Source organism: Burkholderia thailandensis E264 (assembly GCF_000012365.1).
GTDB classification, from domain to species: Bacteria; Pseudomonadota; Gammaproteobacteria; order Burkholderiales; family Burkholderiaceae; genus Burkholderia; species Burkholderia thailandensis.
On sequence record NC_007651.1, the window covers coordinates 159,551 to 183,274 of the forward strand.

Below are 23,724 nucleotides of genomic sequence, written 5' to 3' on the forward strand. Positions count from 1 at the left end.
CGCCGCGCAATCGGCCGAACGGCCAGGTCGCGGCGCGCAGGGCGCGCGCGTAGAATTCTCTGACACCAGCATCGAGGGATCGGCATGTTCGGCATCATCCATCTGGGTTTGTTCGTCGCGGCGGTTTTCCTGTTGAACATCACGCCGGGGCCCGACACCGCATACATCGTTGGCCGCAGCGTCGCGCAGGGGCGCGGCGCGGGCCTCATGTCCGCGCTAGGCATCTCGGCCGGCTGCTGTGTGCACGTGCTCGCGTGCGCGTTCGGCCTAACGGCGGTGCTCGCCGCGTCGGCGGCCGCATTCACGGTCATCAAGATCGTCGGCGCGGCCTATCTCGTCTATCTGGGCGTGCGTCTCATCTTCGCGAAGCCGGAGCCGGCGGCCGAGCAGCCCGCACGGCGCGGCGCGGACAAATCGCTGCGCCAGCTGTTCACGCAAGGGTTCCTGACCAACGTGCTGAACCCGAAGGTGGTGCTGTTCTTCGTGTCGTTCTTCCCGCAGTTCGTGTCGGCGGACAGCAGTCACAAGGTGCTCGCGTTCCTGACGCTCGGCGCGGTGTTCCTCGCGATGAGCACCGTGTGGTCGTGCACCGTGGCGTGGGTCGCGGGCACCGTCACGCAACGCTTTGCCGGCAAGCCTGGTGTGAAGAAATGGCTCGATCGTGGCGTCGGCAGCGCGTTCGTCGGCCTTGGCGTCAAACTCGCGACATCGACGCGCTAAGGATTGAATTTTCTCGAAACGCTCTTATCTAACAGATCGCTTACAATCATGCGCCGCCGCCGATATGCGTGCGGCGCGATCCCCGCAGACGGATAAGGAGTGGGAAACATGTTCAATTGGGTCAAAACGGCGATGCTGATGGCCGCGATCACGGCCCTGTTCATCGTGATCGGCGGCATGATCGGCGGATCGCGCGGGATGACGATCGCGTTGCTGATCGCGCTCGGCATGAATTTCTTCTCGTACTGGTTCTCGGACAAGATGGTGCTGCGCATGTACAACGCGCAGGAGGTCGACGAGACCACGGCGCCGCAGTTCTATCGGATGGTGCGCGAACTCGCGACGCGCGCGAACCTGCCGATGCCGCGCGTCTACCTGATCGACGAGAGCCAGCCGAACGCGTTCGCGACCGGCCGCAATCCCGAGCACGCGGCCGTTGCCGCGACGACGGGCATCCTGCGCGTGCTGTCCGAGCGCGAGATGCGGGGCGTGATGGCGCACGAGCTTGCGCACGTGAAACATCGCGATATCCTGATCTCGACGATTTCCGCAACGATGGCGGGCGCGATCTCGGCGCTCGCGAATTTCGCGATGTTCTTCGGCGGGCGCGACGAGAACGGCCGTCCGGCTAATCCGATCGCGGGCATCGCTGTCGCGTTGCTTGCGCCGATCGCGGGCGCGCTGATCCAGATGGCGATCTCGCGCGCGCGCGAGTTCGAGGCGGACCGCGGCGGCGCGCAGATTTCGGGCGATCCGCAAGCGCTCGCTTCGGCGCTCGACAAGATTCACCGCTATGCGTCGGGCATTCCGTTCCAGACGGCCGAGGAGCATCCGGCCACCGCGCAGATGATGATCATGAATCCGCTATCGGGCGGCGGGCTGCAGAACCTGTTCTCGACGCACCCGGCCACCGAGGAGCGGATCGCGCGGTTGATGGAAATGGCGCGCACCGGTCGCTTCGATTGACGAGCGCCGTCGAAACGTCGACGCGCTCGTGAGAGGGCGCTGCATCGGCAGCGGTCTTGACATGCGTCGGCGCGTCCGGTGATCGGCCGAACCCCGCATGCATCGCGCTGCGGGGTTCGGCGTTTTGGGTGGGTGGCCGTTTGCTCGATCGAGGCTGCAAAATGCGGCTTGGGGGCGGCTGCGGACCGTGTCGATACTGCGGCCGAAGCACCGAAGCACCGAAGCACCGAAGCACCGACCGTACCGAACGCGCCGACACATCGCCCGCCCAGCCACCCGAGGCCCGAACCCCCGGCGCGCTACAATATGCCGCTTACCGGCCGACCGGCCGCGGGCCGGCCACCAAGGCACCTCCTACCACTGCCCGGCGCGAGCGCGCGCCTCAGGCACTGCTGATCCGATGACCCAGACTCGCCCTTCCCGTTCCCGCGCATCCGGCGCGCCCGCTCGTGCGCCGCGCCAGTCGGCGCTGCATCTCGTCCCCGATTCGCTCGGCTTCGCGCTCGACGGCGCCGCGCAAGCGGTCGACGCGGTCACTCGCGGCGCGGCGCTGCCCGCTGCGCTTGCGGCCGTCCACGCGACGCTGCCTGCGAACGCGCGGGCGGCTTCGCGCGGCGCGATCCAGGATATTGCGTATCGCGCGATGCGTCGTCGCGGCACGGCCGACTGGCTGATCGCGCAACTCGTCGCGAAGGCGCCGCCCGCGCACGTGCATGCACTTCTCGTCTGCGCGTTCGCGCTCCTCGTCGACGACGACGAGCACGCCGCCTACGCGCCCTTCACCGTCGTCGATCAGGCGGTGACGGCGATCGGCGCGCGCCGCGAGTGCTCGTTTGCGAAGGGGCTCGTCAACGCGGTGCTGCGCCGCTTCCTGCGCGAGCGGGCCGTGTGGCTCGAGCGGTTGCAGTCCGATCGGCGCGCGCGCTGGAACTACGAGCCGTGGTGGATCGACGCGGTCGAGCGTGCGTGGCCCGACGCATGGCCGCGCATTCTTGCCTCGGGCGACGCGCCCGGCCCGCTCACGCTGCGCGTGAACGCGCGCCGCATGACGGCGGATGCGTATCTCGACGTGCTGCGTGCCGAGCGGATCGATGCCGAGAAGGTCGGCCGTCACGCGATACGGCTCGCATCGGCGCTGCCCGTCGAGCGCATTCCGGGTTTCGCGGACGGCATCGTGTCGGTGCAGGACGCGGGCGCGCAGCTCGCGGCCGAATGGCTCGGCGCGCGCGACGGCATGCGCGTGCTCGATGCGTGCGCGGCGCCCGGCGGCAAGACGGGCCACATTCTCGAACTCGCGCACGCCGAGGTCGTCGCGCTCGAAAGCGATCCTGCGCGCGCGCCGCGCATCGGCGAGAACCTCGCGCGGCTGTCGCTCGCAGCCGACGTGCGCGTCGGCGACGCAGGAGATCCCTCGCAATGGCATGACGGGCGTGCGTTCGACCGGGTCCTCGCCGACGTGCCGTGCTCCGCGTCGGGTATCGTGCGCCGCCATCCGGACATCCGCTGGCTGCGCCGCGCGGCCGACATTCCCGCGCTCGTCGCCGAGCAGCGCCGCATCCTGAGCGCGCTCTGGCCGCTCGTGAAACCCGGCGGCGAGTTGCTGTATGCGACCTGCTCGATCTTTCCGGAAGAGGGCGAGCTGCAGGCGCGCTGGTTTGGAGACGCCTGTCAAGATGCGGTACGATTGGACGCGCCCGGGCAGTTGTTGCCGCAGGGCGCGACAGGCGGGGCGCCGGCCGCCGGGGGATCGGACGAGCCCGGCCGGCATGTCGATCACGACGGATTCTTCTACGCGCGCTTTCAGAAACGGTGACGATCAAACGCTTCTTTCCACTCCGGCTCGCGGCCGTGCTCTGGGTCGCGCTGACGCTGTGTCTCGCTGCCGTTCCTTCCGCGCGCGCCGATACGATCGCCGTGCAGCGCGCGTCCCTGCAGTCGGACGGCAGCGGCTGGAGTCTCGACGCGCGTTTCGATTTCGAGCTCAACAGCAGTCTCGAGGATGCGGTCAACAAAGGCGTCCCGCTCTACTTCACGACCGATTTCGAGCTGAGCCGCGCGCGCTGGTATTGGTTCGACGAGCAGCCGGTGTCGGTGTCGCAGACGATCCGCCTGTCGTTCCAGCCGCTCACGCGTGAATACCGCGTATCGACGGGCGGCCTGCAGCTCGGCTTTCCGTCGCTGAAGGAGGCGCTCGCGGTGGTCAAGCACGTGACGTCCTGGCACGTGATCGACAAGGGCCAGGTGCGCTCGGGCGAGACGTATACGGCGTCGGTGCGGATGCAGCTCGATACCGCGCTGATGCCGAAGCCGTTCCAGGTCGACGCGGTGAACAACCGCGACTGGAATCTCGTTTCCGACTGGAAGCGTTTCACTTTCACGGTGGCCGAGCGTGCTAAGTAAAATGCGCGTCCGCCGCGCAACGAGCGGAAAGAGCCTTCTGATACGCGTGATCGTGTCGACTGTCGCGATCACGGCGCTTCTGCTGCTCGTGCTGCTCGCGGCCGCGAGCGCGAACACCGAGTTCTTCGATCGCTACTACTCGTGGCTCTACTCGGCGAACATCATCGTCGCGCTCGTGTTCATGCTCGTCGTGCTCGGGCTCGTCGGAATGATCGTCGCGCGGCTGAGAAAGGGCAAGTTCGGCACGCGGCTGCTCGCGAAGCTCGCGGTGTTCTTCACGCTCGTCGGCGTCGTGCCGGGCGGGATCATCTATATCGTGTCGTATCAGTTCGTGTCGCGCAGCATCGAATCGTGGTTCGACGTGAACGTCGAGACGGCGCTTACCGCGGGCCTGAATCTCGGCCGCGGGATGCTCGACACGTCGCTCGCCGACTTGCAGACGAAGGCGCGCCTGATGTCCGAGCAGCTCGCGAGCGCCGACACCAACACGAACGGCACGACGCTCACGCTGCTGCGGCTGCGCGACCAGTTCGGCGTGCAGGACGCGACGATCGTCGAGCCGGACCGCGGCACCGGCGCGTCGCCCGATGTGCACATCGTCGCGCAGGCATCGGGCAACTTCGCCGCGCTGATTCCGGACGACATGCCGACGCCGCTGATGCTGAGCCAGGCGCGCGAGCACGGCGCATTCGCGGCGATCGAGGGCGAAGTCGACGGCGACCCGCGCGCGCGCGGGTCGAAGGGGGCGCTGCGCTTGCGCGTCGTGCAGCGCATTCCCGATTCGTCGACGTCGCTGTTGCAGCCCGCCGAGCGTTTCCTGCAGCTCACGCAGCCGGTGTCGCCGACGCTCGCGCGCAACGCCGACGCCGTGCAGCGCGCGTATCGCGAATATCAGGAGAAGGCGCTCGGCCGCAGCGGGCTGCGCAAGATGTACATCGGCACGCTCACGCTCGCGCTGTTTCTCGCGACGTTCATCGCGATGATGATCGCGCTCGCGCTCGGCAATCAGCTCGCGCGGCCGCTCTTCCTGCTCGCGCAGGGCACGAAGGAAGTCGCGGAGGGCGACTACACGCCCAAGCGCGAGATCAAGACGCGCGACGAGCTCGGCTTCCTCACGCAGTCGTTCAACGCGATGACGCGGCAGTTGTCGGAGGCGCGCCTCGCGGTCGAGAAGAATCGCGTCGCGCTCGAACATTCGAAGACGTATCTCGAGAGCATTCTCGCGAACCTGACGGCGGGCGTGTTCGTGCTCGACCGCCAGTTCCGCCTGACGACCGCGAATCGCGGCGCCGAGCGGATCTTCCGCCAGCCGTTCAATTCGCTGATCGGCACGACGCTCGATCAGATCGGCGTCGTCGCGGAATTCGGCGCGATGGTGAGAAAGGCGTTCGCCGATCGCGAGGCGGCGGGCCAGGGCAGCGGCGAGGATCGCGGCCACTGGCAGCAGCAGTTCGCGGTCGAGGTGCCGGGCGAGGCCGATCCGCTGACGCTGCTCGTGCGCGGCACGCGGCTCGTGTCGACGGCGGCTGCGCCCGGGCAGCCCGACGATCCGCAGACGTCCGGCTACGTCGTCGTGTTCGACGACATCTCCGACGTGATCTCCGCGCAGCGTTCGGTCGCGTGGGGCGAAGTGGCGCGGCGGCTTGCGCACGAGATCAAGAATCCGCTCACGCCGATCCAGCTGTCGGCCGAGCGGCTGCAGATGAAGCTCTCCGACAAGCTCTCGCAGCCCGACGCCGACGTGCTCAAGCGCGGCGCGACGACGATCGTCAATCAGGTCGCCGCGATGAAGCGCATGGTCGATGATTTCCGCGATTACGCGCGCACGCCGCCCGCGGTGCTCGTCAACCTGCAACTGAACGATCTGGTGAGCGAAGTATTGACGCTATACGGCGTCGGCGAGGGCAAGAGCACGATCGTCGTCGAGCAGGCGCCGCTTCCGGTGATCCGCGGCGATGCGACGCAGCTGCGCCAGGTGATCCACAATCTGCTGCAGAACGCGCAGGATTCGGTTGCCGACGTCGAGCATCCCCGTGTGTTGCTCGAAACCAAGACAGTAGAATATGGCGATCCCGACGCGAACGGCAAAACGCGCGTCGCGGTTCGGTTGACCGTCTCGGACAACGGTCCCGGTTTTCCGGCGCGCATCCTGACGCGCGCGTTCGAGCCTTACGTGACGACGAAGGCGAAGGGTACGGGGCTCGGCCTCGCGACCGTGAAGAAGATCGTCGACGAGCACGGCGCGCGGATCGACCTGCGCAATCGCATGCGCGGCGACGTCGTGGAAGGCGCGCAGGTCTCGATCCTGTTCCTGCAACTCGCGGACGATGCGGCGGGCGCCGGGGGCGGAACGAACGGCGGCACGGCACCCGCCAAGACAAGAGCAACTGTGCAGACAAAGGCAGCGTAAATGGCAACCATCCTGGTGGTAGATGATGAAATGGGCATCCGGGAATTGCTCTCGGAGATCCTCAGCGACGAAGGGCACGTCGTCGACGTCGCGGAGAACGCGCAGGCCGCGCGCGACTACCGGCTGCGGCATGCGCCCGATCTCGTGCTGCTCGACATCTGGATGCCCGACACCGACGGCGTCACGTTGCTGAAGGAATGGGCGAGCCAGGGACAGCTGACGATGCCCGTCATCATGATGTCGGGGCACGCGACGATCGACACGGCCGTCGAGGCGACGAAGATCGGCGCGCTCGATTTCCTCGAGAAGCCGATCACGCTGCAGAAGCTGCTGAAGTCGGTCGAGCACGGTCTCGCGCGCGGCGCGGCGCCGCTGCCCGCGAGCGCGGCGACGAAGCCGGCGGCGGGAGCGTCGTCGGTCGCGTCGGCGGCCGCGCTGCCGATGCTCGGCGACGATCCCGCCGCCGCGCTCGCGGGCCAGACGACAGCCGCGATCCCTTTCGACATTCCGCTGCGCGAGGCGCGCGACGCGTTCGAGCGCGCGTACTTCGAATATCACCTCGCGCGCGAGAACGGCAGCATGACGCGCGTCGCGGAGAAGACGGGCCTCGAGCGCACGCACCTGTACCGGAAGCTGAAGCAACTCGGCGTCGAGCTCGGCAAGAAGCCGGCCGAAGGCGCGGCATAATTTTTTTGCACAAAGGGCTTGATCGGTGTTTGGCGCATTGCTATAATCTTTTTTCTTCGTGGCCCGGTAGCTCAGTTGGTAGAGCAGCGGATTGAAAATCCGCGTGTCGGTGGTTCGATTCCGCCCCAGGCCACCAGCAGTATCTCACCCCAAGAATCGCCAGATTCTTGGGGTTTTTCGTTTATGGAGCAGCGTTCCGGTCCTCGGCCGATTGCGGGGCGGCGTGATAAAATCTTCGTCCACTCAAAGACTTAGAGGACTTGAGGATGCGCCCGAAGGCGCCGCAAGTCCTTTTTCGTTTCGGCGGCTCGTGCATGGCGCGAGTCCGTGCGCCGCCCGCGCGGCGCGATGAGCGACATAAGCGCCGCGCCGTTTCGGGCCGCGCGCTGCTGCCTATACTGGGTGGGCCGGCGCGCGTCGGATCACCGGCGCGCTCGCTCATCATTCACGGAGTATCACGGTGATTCGGACAGACGCTAAGGACGGCGCGCTCGTATTGTTTTCCGGCGGCCAGGATTCGGCCACGTGTGTGGCCTGGGCGCTCGAGCGCTATCAGACCGTCGAGACGCTCGGCTTCGATTATGGCCAGCGCCACCGCGTCGAGCTCGAATGCCGCGAGGGCGTGCGCGATGCGCTGAAGCGGCGTTTTCCGCAGTGGTCGCACAAGCTCGGCGACGATCACATGATCGATCTGTCGGTGCTCGGCGCGATCAGCGACACCGCGATGACGCGCGCGATCGAGATCGAGACGGCGTCGAACGGCCTGCCGAACACGTTCGTGCCGGGCCGCAACCTGCTGTTCATGACGATCGGCGCGGCGATCGCGTATCGGCGCGGGCTGCGCGCGCTCGTCGGCGGCATGTGCGAGACCGATTTCTCCGGCTATCCGGATTGCCGCGACGACACGATGAAGGCGCTGCAGGTCGCGCTCAATCTCGGCATGGACACGCGCTTCGTGCTCGAAACGCCGCTGATGTGGCTCGACAAGGCTGACACGTGGCGGCTCGCCGAGCAACTGGGCGGCAAGCCGCTCGTCGAGCTGATTCGCGTCGAGACGCACACCTGCTACGTCGGCGAGCGCTCGGAACTGCACGACTGGGGCTTCGGCTGCGGCGAGTGCCCGGCATGCAAGCTGCGCAAGCGCGGCTTCGAGGCGTATCTGCGCGGCGAAAGCGTGACGCAGGCACCCGTCTGATGCGCGTGGCGCGGCGTGGCGCTCGCGCGTGGGCGCGAGCGGCAACAGGATTCATCGAGTAACGGAAGGCGAGCGGCGCAAGCCGGAACGAAGCAGCATGACGTACACGGTCAAGGAAATCTTCTACACGTTGCAGGGCGAGGGCGCGAACGCCGGTCGTCCGGCCGTGTTCTGCCGGTTCGCCGGCTGCAACCTGTGGACAGGGCGCGAAGCGGATCGCGGCGACGCGGTATGCCGCTTTTGCGACACCGACTTCGTCGGCACCGACGGCGAGAACGGCGGCAAGTTCAAGGATGCCGCATCGCTCGCGGCGAAGATCGCGTCGCTCTGGCCGCCAGGCGAGGCGCATCGCTTCGTCGTCTGCACGGGCGGCGAGCCGATGCTGCAGCTCGATCAGCCGCTCGTCGACGCGCTGCACGCGGCGGGCTTCACGATCGCGATCGAGACAAACGGCTCGCTGCCCGTGCTCGAATCGATCGACTGGATTTGCGTGAGCCCGAAGGCGGATGCGCCGCTCGTCGTCACGAAGGGCAACGAACTGAAGGTGGTGGTGCCGCAGGACAACCAGCGCCTTGCCGATTACGCGAAGCTCGACTTCGAGCATTTCCTCGTGCAGCCGATGGACGGCCCGTCGCGTGAGCTCAATACGAAGCTCGCGATCGACTGGTGCAAGCGCCATCCGCAGTGGCGGCTGTCGATGCAGACGCACAAGTACCTGAACATTCCTTGAGCCTTACGCTTCATTCATCGTGCTGATTACCCGAAAACTCGAATTCGACGCGGGGCACCGCATCCCCGATCACCGCAGCCAGTGCCGGAATCTGCACGGGCATCGCTACGTGCTCGAAATCACGCTGCGCGGCGATCTCGTCGAGACCGAGGGCGCGCCCGACCGCGGGATGGTGATGGATTTCGCGGACGTGAAGGGGCTCGCGATGGAGCATCTCGTCAGCAAGTGGGATCACGCGTTTCTCGTCTATGCGCGCGACGAAATCGTGCGCTCGTTCCTCGAAAAGATGGCCGATCACAAGACGGTCGTCCTCGACCGGATTCCGACCGTCGAGAATCTCGCGGCGATCGCGTTCGACATCCTCGCGAACGTGTACGACGCGCACTATGGCGTCAATCTGCGCCTCGAGCGCGTGCGTCTGTACGAAACGCCGAACTGCTGGGCCGACGTCGAGCGCGATCCGCGCGTCTGATTTCGCGCATCTGGCGCGGCCGCCGCGCGGTCGGCCGCCGCGCGTTTCCGCGTGCGCGAGGCGCTCGCGTGACGCCCTTCGCGTCTTCCACCTGATCCGCTCATTCGCGCGGAATTCGCCCGGAAGGCGTCTGGACTCGCCGGGAGCCGCCCGGCCCGGCATCGGTGTTTTCCGAATCCGCGCGCGGGCGCGATCACGGTATGATCGAATCGCGAATCGAGAATCGCCCGCCGCGACGAACGCGCCGCGCGCCTGCCTGTTGCGGCGCGGCGCCCGCACGGCGGCCTTGCCGCCCCTCTTTCCGAATCGCAGTCCGCCCGTGCGCCGCACGACAGGAGGCCGCCGATGAGCACGCTCACCAATTCCCTGAAGGCGCGTTTGCGCGACGGCGGCGAGCCGCTGCTCGGCCTGTGGTTGACGCTCGCGAGCGCGGCGGCGACCGAGGCGCTCGCGCACGCCGGCTTCGACTGGCTGTGCATCGACATGGAGCACGCGCCGAACGACAGCCGCGACGTCGCCTCGCAACTGCGCGCGCTCGCGGCCGCGCATTTGCCGAGCGAGCCCGTCGTGCGCGTGCCGGCGCGCGAGCCTTGGCTCGTCAAGCGGGCGCTCGACGCGGGCGCGCGCACGCTGATGTTCCCGGGCATCGAGACGGCCGACGAAGCCGCGCATGCGGTAAGGCTCACCCGCTTTCAGGCGCCCGACGCGCCGGACGGGCTGCGCGGCGTCGCGGGGATCGTCCGCGCGGCCGCGTACGGGATGCGGCGCGACTACGTGCACACGGCGAACGCGCAGATCGCGACGATCGTGCAGATCGAATCGGCGCGCGGCATCGACGAAGCCGAGCGGATCGCGGCGACGCCGGGTGTCGACTGCGTGTTTGTCGGGCCTGCCGATCTGTCGGCGAGCCTCGGGCATCTCGGCGATACGAAGCATCCGGACGTCGCGGCCGCGCTCGAGCGCGTGCTCGCGGCTGGGCGTCGCGCCGGCGTGCCGGTCGGCATCTTTGCCGCCGACACGGCCGGCGCGCGCCAGTCTATCGACGCGGGATTCCGCGTGGTCGCGTTGTCGGCGGACGTCGTGTGGCTGCTGCGCGCGACGCGACAGGCGTTGCAGGAGGTGCGAGGATGAACGGGAAACGCCGCGGCGCGCCGTTCTCCGTGCGCGCGCGGCACGCGCTTCGCGGCGCGGCGGCGGGTGCGCTCGTCTCGGCGGCATTCGGGGCGGTGGCAGGCGGCGCGTTCGCGCAGGCGTCGGGCGCGCCGGGCCGGTCGAATCCGGGGCGCGAGACGGAGTCGGCGGTTGCCGACTACAACGCGGGCAGCCTGCGCGCGGCGCTCGTGCAGTTTCACGACGCGGCGGCGCGCGGCAACCGCCTCGCCGCGTTCGACTACGCGATGATGCTGATCAACGGCGAAGGCGTGACGGCGAACGTGCCGGAAGGGTTGCGCTGGCTGCGGCGCGCGGCGGATGCGGGGATGTCGCAGGCGCAGTACGTGTACGGCCGGATGCTGGACGACGGCGAATTCGTCGCGCGCGATCCGGCGGTCGCGCACGTCTGGTTCCTGAAGGCCGCGCGGCAAGGGCATGTGCAGGCCGAGCTTGCGCTCGCGAACCAGTTTCTCGACGGGCGCGGCACGCCGCGCGACAACCGGCAGGCGTTCGCGTGGTACAAGCGCGCGGCCGATGCGGGCGAGCCGGTTTCGCAATACGTGACCGCGTCGTTCTACGAGCGCGGCGGCGACGGCGTCACCCGCAATCTCGACATCGCCCGTGCGTACTACGCGGCCGCCGCCGCGCAAGGCGACGACGCGGCGGCGCTCAAGTACCGCGAGCTGACGGCGGTGTCGAAGGCGGGGGCGGGCGGCGGGGCGGCGCCGAAGCCATCGAATTGACGAGCGGGCAGCTCGCCCGGGCAAGATCGCGATCTTGGGGCAGGCGGCGCGTCGATCCGGCGAACGGCGGCCAGCCCCTCCGATACTCAAAAAAAGCGGCGCATCGCGCCGCTTCGATCAACTCTTCATCAGCCGCTTCTGCCGCCCGACGCTCATGATGAGCCCGACGGCGATGCCGAGCGTCGTGAGCGCCGTGCCGCCATAGCTCATGAACGGCAGCGGCACGCCGACAACGGGCAGCACGCCGCTCACCATCCCGATGTTGACGAACGCGTAGACGAAGAACGCGAGCGTGAGCGAGCCCGCGAGCAGCCGCCCGAACAGCGTCGCGCCCTGCGCGGCGATGTAGAGCCCGCGCGCGATCAGCGCCATGTACAGCGTCAGCAGCACGAGCCCGCCGACGAGCCCGAACTCCTCGGAGAACACCGCGAAGATGAAGTCGGTGTGCTTTTCCGGAATGAATTCGAGGTGCGCCTGCGTGCCCTTCAGATACCCCTTGCCGAGCGGGCCGCCGGAGCCGATCGCGATCACCGCCTGGATCGTGTGAAAGCCCTTGCCGAGCGGATCGGACGTCGGATCGAGCAGCGTGCAGACGCGGTGCTTCTGATAATCGTGCATCAGCGGCCAGACGACGTCGGGCTGGCAGATGCGTTCCTCGAACACGGCGATCGAGCCGACCGCGAGCACGCCGGCGATGAGCACGGGCACGATCAGCTTGTAAGACAGCCCCGCGAGATAGATCACGAAGAGACCCGCCGCGAACACGAGGACGGCGGTGCCGAGGTCCGGCTGCTTCGCGATCAGTCCGACGGGCACCATCAGGATTCCGAACGCGACGACGAAGTCGTACCAGCGCAGGCTGCTTTCGCGCCGCTGGTAATACCACGCGAGCATCAGCGGCGTCGCGATCTTGAGGATCTCGGACGGCTGGATCACGACGCCGACGTTCAGCCAGCGCTTCGCGCCCTTCTTCGTCATCCCGAATAGCGCGACCGCGACGAGCAGCGCGACGCCGAACGAATAGAGCGGCACGGCGAAGCGCATCAGCGTCTGCGGCGGGATGTTCGCGATCACCCACATCAGCACGAACGTCAGCATGATGTTGCGCAACTGGTCCTCGACGCGGCCGGGCATGTCGATGCTCGCGCTGTAAAGCGTGACGATGCCGACGCACAGCAGCAGGAACACGATGAGCGCGAGCGGCCGGTCGAAGCCCGCGAACATCTGCTTGATCTTGTCGAGCGAGGCGCGCTTGTCGAATTGCATGCCTGTCTCCGTTACTCGTCGATGCCGCCCGCCGCCGGCTTGGCGGCGGAGACGGCAGGGTTGTCGTCCTGCGGGGACTTTTTCCGGTCTCCCGACGGGGACTTCCGCTGGTCGTCGAGCGGGGCCGCGGCCGTGATCGCCGCGCCGCTCGCCGGCGTGCGCCGCGGCTTGCGCGACGGCAGGCGGCGCAGCGCAGGCGGCGCGCTCGCGGCGGCGCCCGCCGTCGGCGTGGCGCTCGACCCGTTGGCCGCGCCGCCCGTCACGCTCGCCGAGACGCCGGCGGCGCCGCCGGTCGCGGCGTCGCCGCCCGGCGAGCCGGCGCCCGCGCTTGCTTGCCCCGTCTCCGTTCCGCTCGCGCCCGATGCGCCGGCCGCGCCGCTCGCCGGCGTGGGCGGCGTCGGCTGCGGCAGCGCCTTGAACCCGGCCGCAACGCCGACGGGCTTCGTCGCATCGCCGATCACGGGCGCGTTGATCGGCTCCGTCGCCGACGCGGCCGCCGCGACGGCTGCCGCCTCCGTCGCCGGATTCTTGCGGTCGAGCAGGTAGAAATCGAGCACGCGCCGCGCGATCGGGCCCGCCGATTGCGCGCCCCAGCCGCCGTTCTCGACGATCAGCGCGAGCGCGATCTGCGGATGGTCGACAGGCGCGTACGCGATGAAGAGCGCGTGATCGCGCAGATGCTCGGCAAGCAGGTGGCCGCGGTAGTTGCCGCCCTGCAGCGAGAACACCTGCGCGGTGCCGGTCTTGCCCGCCGCGAGGTACGGCGCGCCGCGGAACACCTTGAACGCGGTGCCCGACGGGTTCTCGACGACGTTCTCCATTCCGCGCTTCACGACGTCGAGGTCGCTCTGCTTGAGCGGGATCACGCCGCTTTCCTTCGGCACCGTCAGGTGCCGCTCGCGCGAAATCGGGTTCTCGACCTCCTTCACCAGGTGCGGCTTCATCACCACGCCATCGTTCGCGAGCGTCGCCGTGGCGTGCGCGAGCTGCAGGATCGTGAACGAGTTGTAGCCCTGGCCGATCCCGAGGCTGATCGTTTCACCGTCGAACCATTTCTGCTGCGCGGCCTTCTTGAACGTCTTCTTCTTCCATTCGGGCGACGGCAGGACCCCGCGCGCCTCGCCCTGGATGTCGATGCCCGTGAGCTGGCCGAAGCCGAACGGCTTCATGAAGTTCGCGATCGCGGTCACGCCGAGGTCGCGCGCGAGCATGTAGAAGTACGTATCGTTCGACACCATGATCGCCTTGTTCATGTCGACCCAGCCCTGGCCCGAGCGCACGTCGTTGCGGAACGTGTGGCCGCCGAACGTGAAGTAGCCGGGGTCCTGGAAGCCCCAGCCGGGCGTGCGCTTGCCGAGCGTGAGGCCCGCGAGCGCCATGAACGGCTTGTACGTCGAGCCGGGCGGATAGGTGCCGTGCAGCGGCCGGTTCAGGAGCGGCTTGTCGGGCGAGTTGTTCAACTCGTCCCAGGTCTGCTGGTCGATGCCGTCGACGAACGAATTCGGATCGAAGCTCGGCGACGACACGAACGCGAGCACGTCGCCCGTTTTCGGCTCGATCGCGACGAGCGCGCCGCGCTTGCCGGCGAACGCCTGCTCGGCGACCTGCTGCAGCCCGATGTCGAGCGACAGCACGAGGTTGCTGCCGGGCGTCGCCTGCGTGCGCGACAGCGTGCGCACGGGCCGCCCGCCCGCCGTCACCTCGACTTCCTCGAAGCCCGTGATTCCGTGCAGCTCGGTCTCGTAGCTCTGTTCGACGCCGACCTTGCCGATGTAGTCGGTGCCCTTGTAGTTGTTCGCGTCGCGGCGCGGATCGTAGCTTTCCGGATCGCTGTCGTTGTCGTCGCTCATCGCGTCGATCCTGTCCTGGTCGCGCTTCGAGATCCGGCCGATGTAGCCGATCACGTGCGCGGCCGTCGGGCCGAGCGGATATTGGCGGAACAGGCGCGCGCGCACGTCGACGCCCGGGAAGCGCCAGCGCTGCGCGGTGAAGCGCGCGACTTCGCCGTCGGTGAGGCGCGTGCGGATCGGCAGGCTCTCGAAGTTCTTCGAGTCCTCCTGCAGCTTCTTGAAGCGGCGGCGGTCGCGCGCGTCGATCTGCACGATCTCGGAGAGCGCGTTGATCGTGCTTTCGAGCGTGTCGGTCAGCTTCGACGGCGTGATCTCGAGCGTGTACGCGGAGTAGTTCTTCGCGAGGACGACGCCGTTGCGATCGGTGATGATCCCGCGGTTCGGGACGATCGGCGCGACCGAGATCCGGTTCTCCTCGGCCTGCAGCGCGTACTTGCCGTGCTGCCAGACCTGAAGGTAGAAGAACCGCGTGGCGAGCAGGCCGAAGCAGACGAACACGAACACGCCCGCCGCCGCGACGCGCAGGCGGAACTTCGACAGCTGCTGTTGTGTGTCCTTGAATTCGGTCATGCGATTACGGATGAAGGGGCGCGCTTTTGCCGCCGCGACGGCATGCAGGACCGCGCCGGCGCGGTGCGCCGGCCGCCGTGCGGTTGCCGCGACTCGCCGGCGGCGAGCGGACGGTCGGTCGATCGGCGGGCGTTCAACGGGAGACTCCTGGCGGCGCGGCGCGTCAGATCGGCCGCGTGTCGTCCGGGTCGACCGGACGGCGCTGCGGCATCAGCAGCAGATGACTCGCGACCGGCCACAGCGCCGCCTCCACGAAGCCATCGACGAGATAGCTCCAGCCGGGGAACGCGGCGCCCATCAGCAGCCGGATCACGAACGGCACGAGTTGCGCGAGCACGAGAAGCGGCGCGACGTAGAAGATCTGCACGCCAAGCGGCAGCCACAGCACGCGCCGGTGGATCGTGATCGCGCCGTACGACAGCAGCGTGTACGCGAGCGCGTGCTCGCCGAGGAGGCTCGCGTCGTGGACGTCCATCAGGATGCCGAGCGCGAACGCGACGCCCATGCCGACCTTGCGCGGCTGATGGATGTTCCAGAACAGCAGGACGAGCGCGACGAAATCGGGCACGCCGGGAATCCGGCCCCACGGCATCAGGTTCAGCAGGAACGCGGCCGCGAGGCTGAAGACGATGAAGTACGGATTGACGGGCTGCAGGATGTACTGAGGGCGGCTCATCGCGGCGCTCCTTGCGACGGCGCGGCCGCGGGCTTGAGCAAAGCGGCGGGTTGCGCCGCTGCGGCCGGCCGGTTCTGCGCGGGCGCGGGTGGCGGGGCGGCCGGCTTCGCGCCTTTGTCCGCGCCCTTCGCCGCGCCTTTATCGGCGGCCTTCGCGTTCTTGTCCGCGCCCTTCGCCGCCTTTTTGCCCTTCGCCGTCTTCGCATCGCTCGCGGCGTCGTCGGTGGCGGGCCGCGGCGGGATGTCGGTGCGGTAGTGCAGCACGAGCATCTCGCGCGCGCCGCGCACCGCCGCAATCGGCGCGCAAATGACGTGCGCGAACGCCGTATCGGCGAGCTTGTCGACGCGCACGACCTTCGCGACCGGCAGCCCCGGCGGATAGACGCCGTCGAGGCCGCTCGTCACGAGTTCGTCGCCCGCGAGCAGATCGGCGCTCGTCGGCACGAAGCGCAGATCGAGCGCATCGCCCTTCGGCGTGCCGTAGATCACGCTGCGCAGCCCGGTGCGCAGCACCTGCACCGGAATCGCGAGGTCGCGGTCGGTGACGAGCGTGACTTCCGACTGCAGCGGAAACACGCGGGTGACCTGGCCGATCACGCCGTCCTCGCTGACGACGGGCGCGCCGTTCTGGATGCCCGCTTGCGAGCCGTGGCCGATGATGATCTTCTGCGAGAACGGATCGCCCGTGTCGTACTGGATCTCGACGGGCGTCGCCTGCGTGGCGATCTGCTGGCGCAGCTCGAGCACCGCGCGCAGGTGCGCGTTGTCGGCGGCGAGCTGGCCCGCCTGGTTCGCCTGCAGCGACAGCTTCAGGTTGCGGTCGCGCAATTGCTGGTTTTCGTGGCGCAGCGCCGTGCTCGACGTCGCGAGCTCGGCCGCGCCGACGATCAGGTCGCGCGGCACGAGCGCCGCGCGCTGCAGCGGATAGAGCACGGTGCCGAGCACGCCGCGGGCGATTTCGAGCGTGTTGAAGCGCGCGTCCGAGACGAGGAGCGCGATCGCCAGGACGACGAAGAAGATCAGCCGCGCGAGCGCGGACGGACCTTGCTTGAAGAGAGGCGGCGGACTGTATTCCATGGTCGGCGCCGGGCGCGTGATCGATTTAGATGTTGCTCAGACGCACGAACGGCGCGGCGGTTCGTTCTAAACGAGCGAGCCTGCCACGCCGCGCGAGCGACATACGGATGCCTAGACGATCACTCGTACGAGAAGATGCTGCCGAGCTTGTCCATCCGTTCGAGCGCCATCCCGGAGCCGCGCACGACGCAGGTGAGCGGGTCCTCGGCGACGAGCACGGGCAGGCCGGTTTCCTCGGCGAGCAGGCGATCGAGGTCGCGCAGCAGCGCGCCGCCGCCCGTGAGCATCATGCCGCGCTCGGCGATGTCCGCGCCGAGTTCCGGCGGCGTCTGCTCGAGCGCGATTTTCACCGATGACACGATCTGGTTCAGCGGATCGGTCAGGGCCTCGAGGATTTCGTTGCTGGAGATCGTGAAGCTGCGCGGAATGCCTTCCGACAGGTTGCGGCCCTTCACTTCCATTTCCTTGACTTCGGAGCCCGGGAACGCGGAGCCGATCTCCTTCTTGATCGCCTCGGCCGTCTGCTCGCCGATCAGCATCCCGTAGTTGCGGCGGATGTAGTTGACGATCGCCTCGTCGAACTTGTCGCCGCCGACGCGCACCGAACCCTTGTACACGATGCCGCCGAGCGAGATCACGCCGACTTCCGTCGTGCCGCCGCCGATGTCGACGACCATCGAGCCCGTCGCCTCCGACACCGGCAGGCCCGCGCCGATCGCGGCCGCCATCGGCTCCTCGATCAGGTAGACCTGCGACGCGCCCGCGCCGTGGGCCGCCTCCTTGATCGCGCGGCGCTCGACCTGGGTCGAGCCGCACGGCACGCAGATGATGATGCGCGGCGACGGCGAGAACATCCGCGATTCGTGCGCAGTCTTGATGAACTGCTTGATCATCTGCTCGGTGACCGTGAAATCGGCGATCACGCCGTCTTTCATCGGACGGATCGCCTCGATGTTGCCGGGCACCTTGCCGAGCATCTGCTTCGCTTCCTTGCCCACTGCTTGAATCGTTTTCTTGCCGTTCGGGCCGCCTTCCTGGCGGATCGAGACGACGGACGGCTCATCGAGCACGATGCCCTTGCCGCGCATGTAGATCAGGGTGTTTGCGGTGCCGAGATCGATCGCGAGATCGTTGGAGAAATAGCTGCGCAAAAAACCGAACATTCAGAATCCTGTTTCGCTCTGGGGCCGGCCCCATGCGGACATGGCGCGAAGGGCGGCAGCGGAAAAAATAACAGCCTCGGATCGGGCGGGAGCGGCCGCTCGAAAAACGCGAAGCTGCGAGTGAAATCTTCCGGGACCGGCGCGAAGCCCGCGCGGCTTCGTCAAAGCGGCGGCGGCGCGGCAAAGGCAGTCCGGGTCTGGGTCGAACGCGTAATGATACCTTATAATTTCGCTGTATTTGAATCGAAACGGGCGGTATTTTCGCCGCTTCGCCCCCGATTTTTGAGGGTTCGATCGGACCCTCCAACCCCCTGACGCAACGCAAGTTTCACGCTGCGCCAAGCCCTTGTTTTTCCGGTGACCGCATGGCTTTGACCCTGACCGATGTGAAACGCATCGCGCACCTTGCGCGGCTCGAAATGGCCGATGCCGACGCCGAGCGCACGCTGACCCAGCTCAACGAGTTCTTCGGCCTCGTCGAGCAGATGCAGGCCGTCGACACGACGGGCATCGCGCCGCTCGCGCACCCGATCGAGCAGATCCTCGAAGTCGCGCAGCGGCTGCGCGACGACGTCGTCACGGAGCACGTGAACCGCGACGACAATCAGCGCCCGGCCCCGGCCGTCCAGGACGGCCTGTACCTCGTGCCGAAGGTGATCGAGTAAGCATTCGACTCGGGCCGCCGACGGCCGCAGCCGCGCTGCCGTCGGCTCCGCCCGCCCGATTCGCCAGCTTGTTCGCCCGGGCGTGCGCTTTTCGCCGCGCGCCGAAGAATCCAGGAAACCCACGCAATGCACGCAAAAAGCCTGACCGAACTGCGCGCCGCGCTCGACGCCAAGGAATGCTCGGCCGTCGAGCTGGCGCAGCACTATCTGAAACGGATCGACGCCGCGCGCGATCTGAACGCGTTCGTCCACGTCGACGCCGAGCTGACGCTCGCGCAGGCGAAGGCCGCCGACGCCGCGCTCGCCAAGGGCGAGGCGGGCCCGCTCGCCGGCCTGCCGATCGCGCACAAGGACGTGTTCGTCACGCGCGGCTGGCGCTCCACCGCCGGCTCGAAGATGCTCGCGAACTACGCGAGCCCGTTCGACGCGACCGTCGTCGCCCGCCTGTCGGCGGCCGGCATGGTCACGCTCGGCAAGACCAACATGGACGAGTTCGCGATGGGCTCGTCGAACGAGAACTCCGCGTTCGGCCCGGTGAAGAACCCGTGGGACACGAACGCGGTGCCGGGCGGCAGCTCGGGCGGCAGCTCCGCGGCCGTCGCCGCGCGCCTCGCGCCCGCCGCGACGGGCACCGACACGGGCGGCTCGATCCGCCAGCCGGCGTCGTTCGCCGGCGTGACGGGCATCAAGCCGACCTACGGGCGCGTGTCGCGCTACGGGATGATCGCGTTCGCGTCGTCGCTCGACCAGGGCGGCCCGATGGCGCGGAGCGCGGCCGACTGCGCGCTCCTGCTGAACGCGATGGCGGGCTTCGACGAGCGCGATTCGACGAGCCTCGAGCGCGCCGACGAAGACTACACGCGCCACCTCGGCAAGACCTGGGCGGCCGGCGGCGACGCGGGCAAGCCGCTCGCCGGCCTGCGCATCGGCCTGCCGGCCGAGTATTTCGGCGCGGGCCTCGCCGACGACGTGCGCGCGGCGATCGACGCGGCGCTCAAGACCTATGAGACGCTCGGCGCGACGCTCGTGCCGGTGTCGCTGCCGAAGACCGAGCTGTCGATCCCCGTCTACTACGTGATCGCGCCCGCCGAGGCGTCGTCGAACCTGTCGCGCTTCGACGGCGTGCGCTACGGTCACCGCGCGGCCGAATACCGCGATCTGCTCGACATGTACAAGAAGTCGCGCGCCGAGGGCTTCGGGCCCGAAGTGAAGCGCCGGATTCTGGTCGGCACGTACGTGCTGTCGCACGGCTACTACGACGCGTACTACCTGCAGGCGCAGAAGATCCGCCGCATCATCGCGCAGGATTTCCAGGAAGCGTTCAAATCCTGCGACGTGATCATGGGCCCGGCATCGCCCACCGTCGCGTGGGACATCGGCGCGAAGGGCGACGATCCCGTCCAGATGTATCTCGCGGACATCTACACGCTGTCGGTGAGCCTCGCGGGCCTGCCCGGCATGAGCGTGCCGTGCGGCTTCGGCGCGGGCGCGAACGCGAAGCGCCCGGTCGGCCTGCAGATCATCGGCAACTATTTCGACGAAGCCCGGATGCTGCAGGTCGCCGACGCGTTCCAGCGCGCGACCGACTGGCACGTACAAGAACCGGCAGGAGTGTGAGCATGACCCAGTGGGAAGTCGTTATCGGCCTCGAGACGCACGCGCAACTGTCGACCGTCTCGAAGATTTTCTCGGGCGCGTCGACGCAGTTCGGCGCGGAACCCAACACGCAGGCGTGCCCCGTCGATCTCGCGCTGCCGGGCGTGCTGCCCGTGCTGAACCGCGGCGCGGTCGAGCGGGCGATCCGCTTCGGCCTCGCGATCGGCGCGACGGTGGCGCCGCGCAGCATCTTCGCGCGCAAGAATTACTTCTATCCGGATCTGCCGAAGGGCTATCAGATCAGCCAGTACGAGATTCCGGTCGTGCAGGGCGGCCAGATCACGATCCAGGTGCCCGCCAACGAAAAGGCAGGCAAGCAGGCGTATTCGAAGACGGTCAACCTGACCCGCGCGCACCTCGAAGAGGACGCGGGCAAATCGCTGCACGAGGACTTCGCGGGGATGACGGGCATCGACCTGAACCGCGCGGGCACGCCGCTGCTCGAGATCGTCACCGAGCCGGAAATGAGGAGCGCGGCCGAGGCGGTCGCGTACGCGAAGGCGCTGCACGGCCTCGTCGTGTGGCTCGGCATCTGCGACGGCAACATGCAGGAAGGATCGTTCCGCTGCGACGCGAACGTGTCGGTGCGCCCGGTCGGCCAGGAGAAGTTCGGCACGCGCGCCGAGATCAAGAACCTGAACTCGTTCCGCTTCCTCGAGGACGCGATCAACTATGAAGTGCGCCGCCAGATCGAGCTGATCGAGGACGGCGGCGAAGTCGTGCAGGAAACGCGCCTGTACGATCCGGACAAGCGCGAGACGCGCTCGATGCGCAGCAAGGAAGACGCGCACGACTACCGCTACTTCCCCGATCCGGACCTGATGCCGCTCGTGATCGGCGCGGACTGGATCGAGCGCGTGAAGGGCGAGATGCCCGAGCTGCCGGCCGCGATGCAGCAGCGCTTCGTCGAGCAGTACGGCGTGTCCGCGTACGACGCGGGCGTGCTGACGTCGACGAAGGCGATGGCCGCGTACTTCGAGGCCGTCGTCGCGAAGGCGGGCGCGGCAAACGCGAAGATCGCCGCGAACTGGCTGATGGGCGACGTGTCGTCGCAACTCAATCGCGACGGCATCGACATCGATGCGTGCCCGGTGTCGGCCGCGCAGCTCGCGCTCGTGCTGCAGCGGATCGCCGACGGCACGATCTCGAACAAGATCGCGAAGGAAATCTTCGTGGCGATCTGGGACGAGAAGGCGGCCGACGAAGGCGCGGCCGACCGCATCATCGATGCGAAGGGCCTGAAGCAGATCTCCGATACGGGCGCGCTCGAGGCGATCATCGACGAGGTGCTCGCCGCGAACGCGAAGTCGGTCGAGGAGTTCCGCGCGGGCAAGGAAAAGGCGTTCAACGCGCTCGTCGGCCAGGCGATGAAGGCGACGAAGGGCAAGGCGAACCCGCAGCAGGTCAACGAGCTCCTGAAGAAGAAGCTCGGCTGAGCGGGCGCCGCCGAATTGAAGCCGTACTGATGCAGGCGGGCCGCCCCGAACGCAGGTTCGGCGGCGGCCCGCTCGCGTTTCGCGGGGCGCCGGGCCGCGCTTCGTGCAACACGACAGGAGGTGCCGATGGCCAAGCAACCGTCGCTCGACGACTACCGCGTGCCGTATCACACGCACGAAAAGGAAACCGCCGCGTTCACGCTCGATGCGTTCGATCCGGCCGCGAAGCCGTTTTCGAGCGGCTCGAAGGAAACCGACCGCGAGCGGCTGTCCGCCGTGTCGATGCAGCTCGACACGTTGCAGGACCGGCTGCACACGCAGCAGTGGAAGCGCATGCTGCTCGTGCTGCAGGGCATGGATACGAGCGGCAAGGACGGGACCGTGCGCGCGGTGTTCCGCGAGGTCGACCCGCTTGGCTTGCGGATCGTGTCGTTCAAGTCGCCGACGCCCGTCGAGCTCGCGCACGACTTTCTCTGGCGCGTGCACGCGCAGGCGCCCGCGGCGGGCGAACTCGCGATCTTCAACCGCAGCCATTACGAAGACGTGCTCGTGCCGCGCGTGCTGGGCGCGATCGACAAGACCGAATGCGAGCGCCGCTACCGGCAGATCCGTCAGTTCGAGGAGATGCTCGTCGAATCCGGCGCGACGATCGTCAAATGCTTCCTGCACATCTCGAAGAACGAGCAGCGCGACCGGCTGCAGGCGCGCGTCGACGATCCGAGCAAGCACTGGAAGTTCGATATTTCGGATCTCGACGCGCGCAAGCACTGGGACGCGTATCAGGCCGCGTACCGCGACGCGCTTGCCGCGACATCTGCCGAGCATGCGCCGTGGTACGTGATCCCGGCCGATTCGAAGACGCATCGCAACGTGATGATCGCGGAGCTGCTGCTGCAGGTGCTGACCGGAATGAAGCTTGACTATCCGCCCGGGAAGCCGGAACTCGCGGGCGTCAGGATCCAATAAACCGCAACGAATTCACTGGACGGAACTCATCATGCTGCGTGTCATCACCGCGAATCTGAACGGCATCCGCTCGGCGGCGAAGAAGGGCTTTTTCGAGTGGCTCGGCGAGCAGAACGCCGACTGCGTCTGCGTGCAGGAAATCAAGGTGTCGGCGGACGACTTGCCCGCCGAGTTCGTCGGGCCGCACGGCTTTCGGAGCTACTTCCATCACGCGCAGAAGAAGGGCTACAGCGGCGCGGGCCTCTATTCACGCCGCGAGCCCGACGACGTGATCATCGGCTACGGCAGCAGCGAATTCGATGCGGAGGGCCGCTACGTGGAGGCGCGCTTCGGCAAGCTGTCGATCGTGTCGGTGTACGTGCCGTCGGGCTCGAGCGGCGACGAGCGCCAGCAGGCGAAGTACCGTTTCATGGACGAGTTCATGCCGCATCTCGCCGAGTTGAAGTCGAAGCGCGAAGTGATCCTGTGCGGCGACGTGAACATCGTTCACAAGGAAATCGACATCAAGAACTGGAAGAGCAACCAGAAGAACTCCGGCTGCCTGCCCGAGGAGCGCGCGTGGCTCACGAAGCTGTTCGACGAGGTCGGCTACGTCGACGTGTTCCGCACGCTCGATTCGCGGCCCGAGCAGTACACGTGGTGGAGCAACCGTGGCCAGGCGTATGCGAAGAACGTCGGGTGGCGGATCGACTACCAGATCGCGACGCCGGGCGTTGCCGGCACGGCAAAAGGCACGTCGATCTTCCGCGACATCAAGTTCAGCGACCACGCGCCGCTCACGGTCGATTACGACTACAAATGACGCGGCGGGGCCGCGTCGTTCGCGTCCGTGAGCGCGGTCGGGCGATCGGGGGGCGATGAAGGAAGAACGGGCCGCGTGCGCGGCCCGTGTTCTTACGGCTCGCGTTGCGGCGCGCAGCCGCGC

Annotated in this window: 21 protein-coding genes and 1 tRNA gene; 17 read left to right on the forward strand and 5 right to left on the reverse strand. The window is 67.7% G+C overall.

Annotated elements, in window-relative coordinates:
• The first annotated feature begins 84 nt into the window (after positions 1 to 84).
• From BTH_RS12865 to BTH_RS12920, 12 genes are all read left to right on the forward strand, one after another.
• On the forward strand, positions 85 to 720 hold the full coding sequence (locus BTH_RS12865) for a LysE family translocator (RefSeq protein ID WP_009893639.1): 636 nt from the start codon (positions 85 to 87) through the stop codon (positions 718 to 720).
• 108 nt (positions 721 to 828) lie between these two features.
• The gene (gene htpX / locus BTH_RS12870) at positions 829 to 1,686 is read left to right on the forward strand and encodes a zinc metalloprotease HtpX (protein ID WP_009893638.1); all 858 of its coding nucleotides are present in this window, start codon (positions 829 to 831) and stop codon (positions 1,684 to 1,686) included.
• A 400-nt stretch (positions 1,687 to 2,086) separates the two neighbouring features.
• Positions 2,087 to 3,499, forward strand: coding sequence for a 16S rRNA (cytosine(967)-C(5))-methyltransferase RsmB (gene rsmB / locus BTH_RS12875; protein WP_009893636.1), 1,413 nt, complete (start codon positions 2,087 to 2,089; stop codon positions 3,497 to 3,499).
• A complete protein-coding gene (locus BTH_RS12880; RefSeq protein ID WP_009893635.1) occupies positions 3,496 to 4,086 on the forward strand; it encodes a DUF4390 domain-containing protein in 591 nt (196 codons plus the stop codon). Before rsmB ends, BTH_RS12880 begins: the two co-directional genes overlap by 4 nt.
• Before the next feature lies 1 nt (position 4,087).
• A complete protein-coding gene (gene esaS, locus BTH_RS12885; protein WP_009893633.1) occupies positions 4,088 to 6,496 on the forward strand; it encodes a sensor histidine kinase EsaS in 2,409 nt (802 codons plus the stop codon).
• Complete coding sequence (gene esaR, locus BTH_RS12890; protein WP_009893632.1) at positions 6,497 to 7,183, forward strand: response regulator transcription factor EsaR; 687 nt, start codon at positions 6,497 to 6,499, stop codon at positions 7,181 to 7,183.
• A gap of 60 nt (positions 7,184 to 7,243) precedes the next feature.
• A tRNA-Phe gene (locus tag BTH_RS12895) sits at positions 7,244 to 7,319 on the forward strand.
• Positions 7,320 to 7,643: 324 nt separating this feature from the next.
• Positions 7,644 to 8,378: a 7-cyano-7-deazaguanine synthase QueC gene (gene queC, locus BTH_RS12900; RefSeq protein ID WP_009893630.1), complete on the forward strand. Its 735-nt coding sequence runs from the start codon at positions 7,644 to 7,646 to the stop codon at positions 8,376 to 8,378.
• Positions 8,379 to 8,475: 97 nt separating this feature from the next.
• Complete coding sequence (queE, locus tag BTH_RS12905) at positions 8,476 to 9,108, forward strand: 7-carboxy-7-deazaguanine synthase (protein ID WP_009893629.1); 633 nt, start codon at positions 8,476 to 8,478, stop codon at positions 9,106 to 9,108.
• Between the two features lie 19 nt (positions 9,109 to 9,127).
• Complete coding sequence (gene queD, locus BTH_RS12910; protein WP_009893627.1) at positions 9,128 to 9,580, forward strand: 6-carboxytetrahydropterin synthase QueD; 453 nt, start codon at positions 9,128 to 9,130, stop codon at positions 9,578 to 9,580.
• A 345-nt stretch (positions 9,581 to 9,925) separates the two neighbouring features.
• The gene (locus tag BTH_RS12915; protein ID WP_009893625.1) at positions 9,926 to 10,711 is read left to right on the forward strand and encodes an HpcH/HpaI aldolase family protein; all 786 of its coding nucleotides are present in this window, start codon (positions 9,926 to 9,928) and stop codon (positions 10,709 to 10,711) included.
• A complete protein-coding gene (locus BTH_RS12920; protein WP_009893624.1) occupies positions 10,708 to 11,475 on the forward strand; it encodes a tetratricopeptide repeat protein in 768 nt (255 codons plus the stop codon). Before BTH_RS12915 ends, BTH_RS12920 begins: the two co-directional genes overlap by 4 nt.
• A 117-nt stretch (positions 11,476 to 11,592) precedes the next feature.
• On the opposite strand, the gene rodA is transcribed toward BTH_RS12920, so the two are convergent.
• The 5 genes from rodA to BTH_RS12945 all read right to left on the reverse strand — a co-directional run bounded on the left by rodA (position 11,593) and on the right by BTH_RS12945 (position 18,076).
• Positions 11,593 to 12,741 (reverse strand): rod shape-determining protein RodA, encoded by a 1,149-nt coding sequence (gene rodA, locus BTH_RS12925; RefSeq protein ID WP_009893622.1) that lies wholly within the window; start codon positions 12,739 to 12,741, stop codon positions 11,593 to 11,595.
• 11 nt (positions 12,742 to 12,752) lie between these two features.
• Positions 12,753 to 15,161: a penicillin-binding protein 2 gene (gene mrdA / locus BTH_RS12930; protein WP_009893621.1), complete on the reverse strand. Its 2,409-nt coding sequence runs from the start codon at positions 15,159 to 15,161 to the stop codon at positions 12,753 to 12,755.
• A 163-nt stretch (positions 15,162 to 15,324) separates the two neighbouring features.
• Positions 15,325 to 15,837 carry a rod shape-determining protein MreD gene (gene mreD / locus BTH_RS12935; RefSeq protein ID WP_009893619.1) on the reverse strand — a complete coding sequence of 171 codons (513 nt, stop codon included), beginning with the start codon at positions 15,835 to 15,837 and terminating at the stop codon, positions 15,325 to 15,327.
• Positions 15,834 to 16,913, reverse strand: a complete 1,080-nt coding sequence (mreC, locus tag BTH_RS12940; protein ID WP_009893617.1) for a rod shape-determining protein MreC — start codon at positions 16,911 to 16,913, stop codon at positions 15,834 to 15,836. The genes mreD and mreC overlap by 4 nt, the downstream gene beginning before the upstream one ends.
• Before the next feature lie 119 nt (positions 16,914 to 17,032).
• A complete protein-coding gene (locus BTH_RS12945) occupies positions 17,033 to 18,076 on the reverse strand; it encodes a rod shape-determining protein (protein ID WP_004189550.1) in 1,044 nt (347 codons plus the stop codon).
• Between the two features lie 365 nt (positions 18,077 to 18,441).
• On the opposite strand from BTH_RS12945, the gene gatC reads away from it, so the two are divergent.
• The 5 genes from gatC to BTH_RS12970 all read left to right on the forward strand — a co-directional run bounded on the left by gatC (position 18,442) and on the right by BTH_RS12970 (position 23,601).
• Positions 18,442 to 18,741, forward strand: a complete 300-nt coding sequence (gene gatC, locus BTH_RS12950; protein ID WP_009893592.1) for an Asp-tRNA(Asn)/Glu-tRNA(Gln) amidotransferase subunit GatC — start codon at positions 18,442 to 18,444, stop codon at positions 18,739 to 18,741.
• A 126-nt stretch (positions 18,742 to 18,867) separates the two neighbouring features.
• Positions 18,868 to 20,358, forward strand: coding sequence for an Asp-tRNA(Asn)/Glu-tRNA(Gln) amidotransferase subunit GatA (gatA, locus tag BTH_RS12955; protein ID WP_009893590.1), 1,491 nt, complete (start codon positions 18,868 to 18,870; stop codon positions 20,356 to 20,358).
• Positions 20,359 to 20,360: 2 nt separating this feature from the next.
• The gene (gene gatB, locus BTH_RS12960; RefSeq protein ID WP_009893589.1) at positions 20,361 to 21,833 is read left to right on the forward strand and encodes an Asp-tRNA(Asn)/Glu-tRNA(Gln) amidotransferase subunit GatB; all 1,473 of its coding nucleotides are present in this window, start codon (positions 20,361 to 20,363) and stop codon (positions 21,831 to 21,833) included.
• Between the two features lie 126 nt (positions 21,834 to 21,959).
• Complete coding sequence (locus BTH_RS12965) at positions 21,960 to 22,799, forward strand: PPK2 family polyphosphate kinase (RefSeq protein ID WP_009893588.1); 840 nt, start codon at positions 21,960 to 21,962, stop codon at positions 22,797 to 22,799.
• A gap of 31 nt (positions 22,800 to 22,830) precedes the next feature.
• Positions 22,831 to 23,601: an exodeoxyribonuclease III gene (locus BTH_RS12970; protein WP_009893587.1), complete on the forward strand. Its 771-nt coding sequence runs from the start codon at positions 22,831 to 22,833 to the stop codon at positions 23,599 to 23,601.
• The last annotated feature ends 123 nt before the right edge of the window (positions 23,602 to 23,724 follow it).